The organism is Croceimicrobium sp. (genome assembly GCF_965228705.1).
Lineage (GTDB): Bacteria > Bacteroidota > Bacteroidia > Flavobacteriales > Schleiferiaceae > Croceimicrobium.
This window is the reverse complement of record NZ_OZ245832.1, coordinates 3698086-3710266: the sequence shown is the minus strand read 5'-3', so window position 1 is coordinate 3710266 and position 12181 is coordinate 3698086. Positions and strand designations below refer to the sequence as shown.

12 protein-coding genes are annotated in these 12181 nt (G+C 44.7%); all 12 read right to left on the bottom strand.

The features are described from left to right. Positions 1-21: 21 nt before the first annotated feature. On the bottom strand, positions 22-1554 hold the full coding sequence (locus ACO05P_RS16600) for a PKD domain-containing protein (protein WP_421752599.1): 1533 nt from the start codon (positions 1552-1554) through the stop codon (positions 22-24). Positions 1555-1697: 143 nt separating this feature from the next. Continuing rightward, on the bottom strand, positions 1698-2873 hold the full coding sequence (locus ACO05P_RS16595; RefSeq protein WP_421752598.1) for an acetyl-CoA C-acyltransferase: 1176 nt from the start codon (positions 2871-2873) through the stop codon (positions 1698-1700). A gap of 31 nt (positions 2874-2904) precedes the next feature. After that, the gene (locus ACO05P_RS16590) at positions 2905-3279 is read right to left on the bottom strand and encodes a four helix bundle protein (protein WP_421752597.1); all 375 of its coding nucleotides are present in this window, start codon (positions 3277-3279) and stop codon (positions 2905-2907) included. Between the two features lie 71 nt (positions 3280-3350). Beyond that, entirely contained in the window at positions 3351-5756 is a 2406-nt protein-coding gene (locus ACO05P_RS16585; protein WP_421752595.1) for a 3-hydroxyacyl-CoA dehydrogenase NAD-binding domain-containing protein, read from the bottom strand. Positions 5757-5760: 4 nt separating this feature from the next. Beyond that, positions 5761-6210 carry a MarR family winged helix-turn-helix transcriptional regulator gene (locus ACO05P_RS16580; RefSeq protein WP_421752593.1) on the bottom strand — a complete coding sequence of 150 codons (450 nt, stop codon included), beginning with the start codon at positions 6208-6210 and terminating at the stop codon, positions 5761-5763. A gap of 102 nt (positions 6211-6312) precedes the next feature. Next, a complete protein-coding gene (locus tag ACO05P_RS16575) occupies positions 6313-7038 on the bottom strand; it encodes a hypothetical protein (protein WP_421752591.1) in 726 nt (241 codons plus the stop codon). Continuing rightward, a complete protein-coding gene (locus ACO05P_RS16570; protein WP_421752588.1) occupies positions 7020-7370 on the bottom strand; it encodes a PadR family transcriptional regulator in 351 nt (116 codons plus the stop codon). The genes ACO05P_RS16575 and ACO05P_RS16570 overlap by 19 nt, the downstream gene beginning before the upstream one ends. Before the next feature lie 56 nt (positions 7371-7426). Next, a complete protein-coding gene (locus ACO05P_RS16565; RefSeq protein ID WP_421752586.1) occupies positions 7427-8524 on the bottom strand; it encodes an ABC transporter permease in 1098 nt (365 codons plus the stop codon). Next, positions 8521-9627 (bottom strand): ABC transporter permease, encoded by a 1107-nt coding sequence (locus tag ACO05P_RS16560; protein ID WP_421752584.1) that lies wholly within the window; start codon positions 9625-9627, stop codon positions 8521-8523. The genes ACO05P_RS16565 and ACO05P_RS16560 overlap by 4 nt, the downstream gene beginning before the upstream one ends. 1 nt (position 9628) lies before the next feature. Beyond that, positions 9629-10366, bottom strand: a complete 738-nt coding sequence (locus ACO05P_RS16555; RefSeq protein WP_421752582.1) for an ABC transporter ATP-binding protein — start codon at positions 10364-10366, stop codon at positions 9629-9631. After that, positions 10350-11282: an ABC transporter ATP-binding protein gene (locus ACO05P_RS16550; RefSeq protein ID WP_421752580.1), complete on the bottom strand. Its 933-nt coding sequence runs from the start codon at positions 11280-11282 to the stop codon at positions 10350-10352. Before ACO05P_RS16550 ends, ACO05P_RS16555 begins: the two co-directional genes overlap by 17 nt. After that, the gene (locus ACO05P_RS16545; RefSeq protein WP_421752578.1) at positions 11282-12178 is read right to left on the bottom strand and encodes an HlyD family secretion protein; all 897 of its coding nucleotides are present in this window, start codon (positions 12176-12178) and stop codon (positions 11282-11284) included. The genes ACO05P_RS16550 and ACO05P_RS16545 overlap by 1 nt, the downstream gene beginning before the upstream one ends. Positions 12179-12181: the final 3 nt, after the last annotated feature.

Genomic DNA, 12181 nt, shown 5'->3' with positions numbered 1-12181 from the left:
TCTTTCCAAGGGCTGATGATTTTAGTGTACGATCAATCGAAGCGTTTTGCTGGCGGTTGCGGCATGAACACGCACCAGGTAAGCTCCGCGGGGAAGATCGTTAATCTCTAAGCTAGCTGCTTCAGAAGGACTAACACTAAGCACTTCTTGACCGGCTAAGGATAATACCGATACATTTTCCACCTTCAAAGCAGGATCCCAGCTCAGGGTCACCTTCTCATTAGCAGGGTTAGGATACATCGCTAAGCTTTCATCAAGCAAATTTTCTTCTAATCCAACGGTAGCAGGATCAATTACATTGATGGTAAATCCACCAGTTTGACCTTTGTATACCAGGTTACCATTTGAATCGAATCCGATAGAGTCACAGAAAGTACTCATGCAAGAGTCTCCTTGAGCGTCTACAGCCGTAATGGTTAAGCATACATTGTACACTCCTGTATTGGCATAAGTATGACTTGGGTACTGAGCATTAATAGTGGTTCCGTCACCGAAGTCCCAGCTATAGCTAAGAATGGTTCCGTTAGAGTAAGAACTTTCCCAAATGATCAACTGATTTTGGAATAAACCTGAGTTAAGTGTATCTACCATATAGTAAGCATTACACATAATGGGAGTACCACCGCCACCGGTGCTTCCACCTACATACACGCTATCGCAGAAAGTAGAAGTACAGGTATCATTACCTAAAACGGAAGTAATGTTTAAGCAAATAGCATAATTACCAGTACTGCTATAAGTATGGGTAGGAGCAATTGCATTGGGACCCGAAGCAACGGTTCCATCACCAAACTGCCAGTTGTAATTAATAATAGTACCATTGGTAGTAGAAGCATCACGATACATCATGGTATAACCAGCAGGAGACGCACCTACGGTATCGGCTGTAAAGTCTGCGTTACAGGTTACCACTGTACCGCCACCGCCGTTTCCAGAATAGGTATAGGTTATTGGAGAACATACACTATCTACACGGGAATAGGTAAGGGTAAACGGACTAACAGCACCGAAAAATGAAATACTATCATAGTTTGCAGCGGGGAAACCAGTAGAACTAGTTCCATTTACGGTCCACATGCTTTGACCGTTAGTAGGTAAACTGGTTTGACTGTATTCCATTAAAGGATACGCTTCCACCAGGATCATTCCACCGGGGAAAGAATCCGTTCTGAAAATCGCATCGCAATCACCAGGTAAGCAACTTAATGCTAAAGTACCAGTGATGCTGGCACCAGCTGAAGGTAAAATACTTGCACCCCAGATTACATTGCCATTACAATCTTTGGTAGCATAAAACACAGTATCACCCGCGCTTACATTCCAAAGGTTAAAGGTGGCTACACCGTTACCACTGGTAAAGAGAGGGTAATCGAAATTTTCAATAGTAGGGCCAGCAGCTGCGCCATTGGCAAAGAACTTTGCGTCCGAACTATAGTAAAATACATTCACGCCATGTGCGGGTGCACCATTGTCCGTTACGGTAACCGTAAGGGTAGATTGGGCAGCCACGCTTAAGCTAAAAACGCTTAATAGAGCTAATACTAATTTCTTCATTGTAAGAGATTTTGATTCTTGTATTAGCTAATACGGAGATGAGCTATCAAAAGGGACAGGTACCGGCAATTATTTTTTACAAAGCATAAAAAAACCCGGGTATCTCAAGCCCGGGTTTCCTACAAATCAGCGTATTCTTGGTTCTATAAAAGTTCGTAAATGCCCGCGGCACCTTGACCTTCGCCTACGCACATGGTCACCATGCCGTATTTCTGATCCCGCTTTTTCAATTCATTAAAGATCTGTACCGATAATTTAGCACCAGTACAACCTAAGGGGTGCCCCATCGCGATGGCCCCGCCATTTACATTTACTTTGGATGGGTCCAAATCCAATTCGCGAATTACTGCTAAGGACTGTGAGGCAAAGGCTTCATTCAATTCGATCAAATCAATATCATCCTTTTTCATGCCTGCCGCCTTCAAGGCCTTGGGAATAGCCTCCACCGGACCAATACCCATAACGCGAGGCTCAACGCCAACCACCTGATAATTCAATAAGCGGGCAATGGGCTTCAATCCTAGTTCATTTACCATTTTCTCGCTCATCACTACCACAAAGGCCGCCCCATCACTCATCTGTGAAGAGTTACCTGCAGTAACAGAGCCACGCGCCGCGAATACCGGGCGTAATTTTGCCATGGCTTCTACATTAGTTCCCTTGCGAGGACCTTCATCTGTATCCACTGTATAGGTTCGCACCTGACGTTTTTCATTTTCATCCAGGTAGATTTCCTCCACCTCAATAGGCACAATATCATCTTTAAAGCGACCTTCTGCGATAGCATTTAAGGCCTTCATGTGGGATTCGTATCCAAATTGATCTTGATCCTCACGCGAAACCTTATACTGTTGAGCCACCGCTTCGGCAGTAAGCCCCATATTATTGTAATAGTCGGCATGCTGTTTGGCTAATTCATAGCTAGGCACCACCTTATACCCCCCCATAGGAACATAGCTCATGCTTTCTACCCCACCGGCGATAATGCAATCAGCGATACCCGCGTGAATCTTAGCGGAGGCAATGGCAATCGACTCCAATCCACTGGCACACCAGCGGTTTACGGTAGCTCCAGGAACTTTCACCGTATCCAATCCCATCAAAGAGACCAGGCGTCCCATGTTCATTCCTTGTTCGGCCTCGGGCATAGCATTCCCAACGATCACATCGTCAATGCGTTCCTTATCCAATTGGGGCATATCCTTCAGGATTTCCCGAATTAAGGTGCCCGCCAAATTATCCGGACGCGTAAATCGAAATACACCCCGAGGAGCTTTACCTACGGCAGTACGTTTTGCGGCTACTATGTATGCGTTCATTTGAAAGATTTTAGAGTTTAGAGCTTAGAATCTAGACAGATCCTAAACCCGATTCATTTTTTAGTCTTTTGGTCATAGCATAGTTCATCTTTTGAACTTCGGCTACTAAGCTTAGTGTTTCTTCGAGCTTGTCCTTTTCAACAAAGCCTAAGCGCTCTGCCAATAATAATTGTGTTTCAAGTTCATTAATAGACCCATTCGCAATATTTAAAAAGCGGGCAAAGTCTTGATTGGAATTCCGTCCTGCTCCCTCCGCAATATTGGAAGGAACTGAAACCGCCGAACGCCTGATTTGCGCTATCAAACCAAACTTCTCCTCCTCAGGAAAATCTCGGGTTAACACAAATACGCGCTCTGCTAATTCCATTGCTTTTTGCCAAACTTTTAAATTCTTAAATCGATGCATTATCAGGATCTATCTCTATTATCTATCGTCTAAAGTCTATAGTCTAAACTCTAGATTCTAGATTCTCTCCACTAATTCCTCAAGGGCTTCCCAGTCTTTAACATATGTTGGATGCGCTCCAAAGTTTTCTTTTCGGTGCAGAGGCTTAGGAAGGCTTCACGTTCGAGGTCCAGGAGGTATTGCTCCGACACGAATGTGGGTTCCGAAAGGTCTCCGCCACTCATAACGTAAGCGAGTTTCTCTACCATTTTCTTTTCATGCTCGGTGATATAGCCCCCTTCTAACATGGTGTGGGCACCTACGGTAAACATTCCTAAGGCCTGGCGACCTAATACCTTAATATCGCGTTCGCGGATAGGCATTTGATAGCCGGTTTCCGCTAAAGCCAGGGCACGTTCCTTGGCATCGGCAATTAAACGATGACGGTTCATGGAAATGCCATCCCGACCTTCTACAAATAAGCCCATATCAAAGGCTTCTTTGGCCGACTTAGCTACCTGCGCCTGACCGATTCTGAATAAATTCTCACGATAGGCATTGGTTTCAATATCATCTTTTACGTAACGAAGTCCGGCTCTGCGAGTCAATTCCTTGGTACCACCACCACCAGGAATTACACCTACTCCAAACTCAACCAATCCAATATAAGTTTCGGCTGCAGCTTGTACCGCATCCGCGTGAAGCGACATCTCACAACCGCCTCCCAAAGTCATTTGATGAGGAGCTACCACCACAGGAATGGAAGAATAACGCACCCGCATCATGGTATCCTGGAAGTACTTAATTGCGAAGTTTAGTTCGTCATACTCCTGCTCGATGGCCATCATAAAGATCATCGCCAGGTTGGCACCCACGGAGAAATTATCCCCTTGGTTGGAGATCACCACACCTTGATAATCCTGCTCGGCCAGCTCAATACCCTTATTGATACCGGCTAAAACTCCACTACCTAAGGAATTCATTTTGGAGCGGAACTCAATATTGAGGATTCCATCACCAAGATCTTCAATGGCGCATTCCTTATTCTTCCATACTGTTTTGCTGGGGCGGATATGATCCAATACGATAAAGCTCTTTCCACCAGGTAAAGCCTGATAGCTCTTATCGCCAATATTGTAATAGTAGCCCTGACCTTCCTTCACGCTATAGAAGGAAGTATGTCCGGCGGCTTGCATTTCTTTCACCCAGGGAGCCAGGCTCAATCCTTCGGCTTCAATCAGTTTAATTCCCTTCTCGAATCCAATAGCATCCCAAATTTCAAAGGGACCATGTTTCCAGCCAAAACCAGCGCGCATACCTTGATCAATGCGGAATAAGTCATCTGCAATTTCTGGAATACGATTAGCCGCATAAGCCATAACTCCGGCTACAGAACGACGGTAAAATTCACCGGCTTTATCCTTGCCACCAATTAACACTTTCCAGCGCTCACGCACATCGTCGATAGTTTTAGTGAGCTCGAGGGTGGCGAATTTGCTACGCTTTTGAGGAGTATATTCTAAGGTATCCAAATCGAGAGACAAGATCTCCGACTTACCATCCTCACCTTTTACTTTCTTATAAAAACCCTGACCGGTTTTGGAACCTAACCAATTGTTTTCCTGCATTTTTCGCAAGAAGCCCGGTAGTTTAAACACCTCTTGCTTCTCGTCATGAGGAACTGCTTGAGCTAAGCCATTGGCCACGTGAATTAAGGTATCTAAACCCACAACATCCGCAGTACGGAAGGTGGCAGATTTTGGACGACCAATCAGCGGTCCGGTAAGTTTATCGATATCCTCTACACTCAGGCCCATTTCTCCCACCTTATGGAAGAGGTCCATAATGGCGAAAATGCCTACCCGGTTAGCGATAAAAGCGGGAGTATCCTTACAGAGCACGGTAGTTTTCCCCAAGAAGCGATCGCCATAGTGCATGAAGAAATCCACTACCTCTGGATCCGTCTTTGGGGTTGGAATAATCTCCAATAATTCCAAATAACGGGGCGGATTAAAGAAGTGAGTTCCCAGGAAGAATTTCTGGAAATCCTCACTACGACCTTCCGTCATTAGGTGAATAGGAATTCCACTAGTATTGGAAGAGATAAAGGTTCCCGGCTTGCGGTACTGCTCTACCTTTTCAAATAAGCCTTGCTTGATATCCAAGCGCTCTACCACTACTTCGATGATCCAATCGGTTTTGGCAATCTTCGCCAAATCATCATCGAGGTTACCGGTTTCAATTCGGGAGGCATAAGCCTTATCAAAAAGAGGAGCCGGATTCATCTTCACTGCCTTAGTCAGGCTTTCATTTACAATCCGGTTGCGCACGGCCTTGTCTTCCAAACTAAGTCCTGCTTTTTCTTCTCTTTCGTTTAATTCGCGCGGAACAATGTCGAGCAAAAGTACACGCACACCAATATTGGCCAAATGACAAGCAATCTGACTTCCCATAATTCCGGAGCCGATTACCGTTGCGTGTTTAATAGTTTTTTTCATACAATTACTTTAGTTCTTGAGTTGCGAGTTTATTCTCCTGCAGCATGGTTTCAATTCCGGTGATCACCTTAAAGAAGGTCTCCAATTCGGAAGGGTTAAACCGATCAAAAACCTGCTGATTAAATCCAATAACAGCTGCTTTGGCATCACGGCGTTTCTCAATCCCGAAAGGGGTTAAAAAAACGAGGACAGATCTCCCGTCCGCCGGATTTGGCTTTCGTTCAATCAGTCCTTTTTCTTCCATGCTCTTTAAAATGCGAGAGAAGCTGGTGGCCTCCATTCCCATTTTGGGGCCCAGAGCAGTACTGGGGGTCCCTAATTCTTTATCTATATTGAGTAGCACATATCCGGTGGCCATGGTGGCTCCGTATCCGGCGGCTACTTCATTGTACATCTTGGCGATACTTTGCCAGGTACGTTTGATGTGAAAATCAACTGTTTCTTCGGGTTTCAAGCGCTTTTATTTTGAAGCTGCGCTAAGATATAAAAATTATGCATGCATAAGAAATTGCAGCATTTCAAATTCATGGAATGGATATGGAAATTAATTAAGATTTCAGGCTTGTGCCGTTCTCTGAAAATGAGATTGGCGTTCTAAGAGCGATACAGTTTCACTCTTAGCCATACGCAGGAGCTTCGCACTACAGACCATGGTTAAAGCGCTAAAGAAACTTAAGAGCGCATTGATTAGTATGCCTTTGCCGGTAAGGAGTAGATTGAAAAAACCATCTTGATTAAAGAGAATCCAATTATTGAATGGGGTAAAATAGATCAGGTAAAACAACCATCCCGATTGATACAGGCTACCCATGATCATACTTTGATCGCCTCCCAGGGTTTTAGACATCTGACGGCGTTCCCGAAAAATATAAATGACCAGTGAAATGATGGCTACATAGTTGATCACGTAAATAACCTGACTTAATACAGGCCAGTTTAACATTAGGAGATAGAGCGTTCCAAAAATCAAAAGGGTAAGTAGTACCTGTGGTATTTTGAACCAAAGTTTTAATTCTTTCCACACTGTAATCCAAAAGCGTCGGGTCACCACCTTTTCATGTTCTTCTGCCACCTTCGACAAACCGAATATGCCGAAGGATTTATAGACCTTATGAAATGCCTCTTTGAAACTTAACTGGGGCTGTTCTTGCCACAGCTCCTCAACCCGCGAGGCAATATGATCTACCAATTCCAATCGCAATTCGAGATAACGAATATCCTTACGCTTGCATAAATCGTAAATCTCAATAAGCTCTTCCTGACTTAGTCTGCGCTCTTCCATTCCTGCTCATTTTTAAAAATGGCGGCCAGGGCACCGATATATAGTTGGACCTGACTTTCCATTTCAGATAGTAATTCCTTGCTCTCCTTGGTGGCGGCCAAACGATAATATTTACGCGGCCGACTCCCATCGGTTTTAAAAACAGACACCAAGAGCCCTTGCTCCTCCAGTTTATGCAATACCGGATATAAGGCTCCTTCATTTAATTTGATGATGCCTTGGGTACGCTCCTCCACCATCCGCGTAAGCTCATAGCCATAGCTCTCCCCCTTCTCGGCGATCAAATGCAGGAGAATATCCTTTAAAAATCCTTTGATGTAAGATTTACTCATACCTCAGAAACTGAGGTGAAAATACAAGGCGATTTTTAGAAATCCAAAAGCAGGTCTTAGGTAGTTTTCCGATAATTTAAGATCGCCCAGGAATTGGAAATCAAGGCCATTAGTGCAATAATCCCAAACTGTGGTAACAGATCCTTAAAGCCCGAGCCCTTCAAAACCACCAAACGCACCACCTCAATAAAATAGGTAACCGGATTTAAAGCCGCGACCCATTGGGCCCATTCCGGCATGCTTTCGATAGCCGTAAACAAGCCCCCCATCAAGATAAATATCATCATAATGAAGAATGCCAGAGACATGGCTTGTTGCTGGGTTTCCGCATAAGTAGAAAGCATCATCCCAATCCCCAAAACGGCTATCAAATACAGAAATAAGAAGCTATATAAAGCTAATAGGGAACCGATGGGCACAATGCCATAGACCAATCGAGCTACGCCAAAAAGGCCCAAACTAAAAACAAAGAAGCCAATGATCAAGAAAGGAATAAGCTTACCCAAAATGAAATGGTATTTCTTAATCGGACTCACATTGATCTGTTCAATGGTGCCCACCTCTTTCTCCTTTACAATATTGAGGGAGGTCATATAAACACCCACCATGGTCACCAATAGCACCAATATCCCTGGCACCATAAAGGCTTGATAATTTAAAAAGGGATTATACCAGTTCAGGCTTTCCACCTGAATACCACCTGATATATTAGCCTGTAATTTTTGGGCAAAACGATTTATCACCTGATTGAGATATGCACTCCCCACGGTGGCTTTCACGCCATTAATGGCATTGGCGGAGATGTTTAGAGAAGTCTTCTTAAAGTCTAAAATCTCCTTCTCAAAATGTGCGGGAATTTCGAGAATGAGATCCGCCGTTCCTTTTTCAAATGCTTGATTAGCCTCTTCAAAGCTGTTAAAATCACCCACACTTATGAAATAGCCGGATGCTAATATGGCCTCTTGTAAATCCTCTGAGTAGGGACTTTTATCGAGATCCACCAGGGCGATATGAATGTTCTTAATTTCATAATCAGCCGCCAAAGGCATGATCAGCAATTGCACTACCGGCATCATCAAGATCATCGCCAGAATACTGCGGTTGCGAAAGATCTGCTTAAACTCCTTTTGTAAGAGAAACTTCAAAATTCTCATGCCAGTCGGGTTTTAAATTTGCGAATACTCAGGGTGAGAAAGACGGTAGTCATCCCCATTAAAACCAACATCTCTCGCCAGACGGACGCCAAGCCTTGCCCCTTTATCATAATGGCCTGCACAATGATGTAATACCATTTAGAAGGCACGATATTGGAAATCACCTGTAAAGGCCAGGGCATATTTTCCAGGGGAAACATAAATCCGGTTAACATTACGGTGGGCAGCAACATCGCCATTAAGGAAATGAGCATGGCTGTTTGTTGCGAGGCGGTAGAATTGGATATAAGCAGACCCAGTGAAAGGGCCGTCAATATTAAAAGCGCGCTGGAAAGGTAGAGCAGGCCTAAACTTCCGGCGATCTCCATATCCATCAGCAGCACACTTAAAATCAAAATCACCGTAAGGTTTACCAGTGATAAAAAGAAATAGGGCACTGCTTTGGCGATGATCACCAAGATGGGATTAAAGGGTGAAACCAGTAGCACTTCCATGGTACCAGTTTCCTTCTCACGCACAATGCTTACGGAGGTCATTAATACGCCCACCAGGAAGAGCACCAATGCCATTACCCCCGGCACAAAATTGGTGGCTCCTTTCAATTCCGGATTGTAGATCATCCTGGTTTGGGTTTCAATCTGCAAGGGCCCTTGACCAGGCAGGAGATCGGATTTTTGATAATGCTGAATAATGGCGGTAGCATAATTCGTTAAGGTGGTGGCTGTATTCGGATCCGAGGCATCGGCAATAATCTGAATCTGACTGCCTTCGGGCCGACGGCGATCTAAACCAAAATTAGGCGGGATCATTACCGCTACCTTAACCTTAGCCTGACGAAAGGCTTCCTCCACCTCAGCCTCACTATTCAATAGCAATCCCTGAGAAAAACTTCGATTGGCCTGAATTTTTTGAATGAGCTCCTGAGCAGCCCAATCGCCCGACTGATCTACTATAGCAATGTTTACATTCTTAATTTCATTGGTGAGGGCAAAGCCAAAGAGCACAATTTGAGCTATGGGCATTCCGAAGAGCAAGAGCATCGTCTTAGGATCCCGGAACACATGCCAGAATTCTTTGCGGATGAATAGGATAAACTGCTTCATCTTAATCGGATCTTTTCGCCCCACGGGCCATTTCGTAAAACACTGCATCCATGCTATCTACCCCAAATTGCTTTTTCAAATTGCTGGGCGTATCCAGGGCCTTCATTTCACCATCTACCATCATGGAAATTCGATCGCAGTACTCCGCTTCATCCATATAATGTGTGGTAACAAAAACCGTAATCCCTCGGGCTGCAGCCTGATGAATCAAATCCCAAAATTGCCGACGGGTTACCGGATCTACTCCTCCGGTAGGTTCATCCAGAAATACCAATTTGGGCTCATGCATAATGGCCACCGAGAATGCCAGCTTTTGTTTCCATCCCAGAGGTAAGGAGGATACCAGCTTTTTGCGTTCTTGCTCCAAACCCAAATTTCTAATAACGGCCTCCGATGCCTCTTTCAATTCCTTTCGGCCCAAGCCATAAATTCCACCGTAAAAACGAAGGTTTTCGGCTACCGTCAAATCCTCATAAAGTGAGAACTTCTGACTCATATAGCCAATGTTCTTTTTGATGGATTCGGTTTCCCGATAAATGTCAAATCCGGCAATAGTGGCTTCTCCGGAACTGGGCTTAGACAAGCCGCAAAGCATGCGAATGGCAGTGGTTTTGCCTGCACCATTGGCCCCTAAAAAGCCAAATATTTCGCCTTTATACACCTCGAAGGAAATAGCATTGGTAGCAATGAAATCCCCAAAGGCCTTGCTGAGCTTTTCGGCTTTAATTACTACTTCCATCGCTCTTTTGCATTAGTTCAATAAAGCAGTCCTCCACCCCGGCCTCAATGCTATGGGCTTCGAGATCCTGAAAGCCCTGGCTCCTTAAATCTGCCAATAAGGCTTCCATCCTCTGTGGACTATGTTCTTTAAAACTCAGGTGATGATATTCACCAAAAGCATAGACCGAAGCGAGTTCAGGATTATCACGCAGGCTATCCAAAAGCTGATTCATGCCTTGGGCCCGCAAAGCAAATAAGGGTCTAGGATATTTTTCTTGTAAGCCTTTCGGCTGATCGATACTCAATATTTGCCCTTCTTGAATAAGCGCAATCCGGTCACATAAACTGGCTTCATCCATATAAGGGGTAGAAACTAAAATGCTAATCCCTTCGGCTTGAAGCCCATTTAGCATTTGCCAAAACTCCTTACGGGAAACGGCATCCACCCCGGTAGTAGGCTCATCTAAAAACAAGACTTTAGGTCGATGAATCAAAGCACAGCAAAGGGCCAACTTCTGTTTCATCCCTCCAGACAACTGCCCGGCCCTGCGATCTTTAAAAGGCTCAATCTGAACGTAGATATCCTTGATTAAATCGTAATTAGCCTCAATGGTGGTTCCGAAAAGAGTGGCGAAAAAACGCAGGTTCTCTTCGATGCTTAAATCTTGATATAAGGAGAATCTACCGGGCATATAACCTACCGCACTGCGCAGGGCTCGCAAATCATTCCGTACATCAAAACCCGCCACTTCAGCCTGACCTTCATCTGGAAGCAATAAGGTGGTAAGGATACGAAAGAGGGTGCTTTTCCCTGCTCCATCAGGACCAATCAAACCAAAGAGCTCGCCTTTTTCTACTTCGAAGGAAATATCCTTTAAGGCCTGAACTTCCGGTTTCTGATAGCGCTTGGAAATATGTTCTACGCGCACTTCCATTAGTCAGTCCACTTTACTTCGCCGTACATGCCAATTTTATAGCGACCGTCATTCGGCACACGCACTTTAATGGCATATACCCGATTGGCTCTTTCATCTTTGGTTTGGATACTTTTAGGAGTGAATTCCGACTGATCGCTAATCCAGCTAATCCGTCCTTCTGCCTGATGCATATCGCCATCCCCATTGTCCGTTAAAACTTGCACCGGCATATCCAATTTGATTTGCGCCAGTTGATCACCACTTACATAAGCACGTAGATAAATAGGATCGAGAGCCGCCACTTTAAACAGAGGCTTTCCGGCGGCCGCCAATTCCCCTTTAAAGCTGTAGGTCTGTAGGATTCGACCAGCAATAGGACTTTGAACCACGGCTTTATCTATCTTCAAATCAATCTGCTCAATTTGTAATTCCAGAGCTCTTACCTCCCGGCGAACCGATTCATTGGCATCCTCCAGTTTATCCTGCAGGGCTACTAACTGTTCCTTGGTATGAATGATCTGAAAATTGATATCATCTATTTGCTTGCGAGTAGCGGCATTGGCGGCCAATAATTTCTTCAGGCGTTTTTCTTCATAGTATAGATTGCCAAGGGTGGCTCGTAAGGCGGCCGTTTGCTGTGCTACGCCTTGGGTATGCGACTCGGCCACCGCGATTTGAGCCATTAACTGCCTTTTCTGTAAATGCAAAGCGGTGGTGTCTATCAAGGCTAAAACCTGTCCTTCTGTAACAGAGCTACCTTCCTGCAATTCCCATTTTTGAATTTCGCCATTGGCCTCGGAAGAAACAATGATTTCATCGGCTTCAAAATTGCCTGTGGCATCAAATTCGGCCTCAGAATTACTGCAATTCGTGAATAGTAAGAGGCTGGCGATAAAGAGTGTTATTTTTTTCATGGC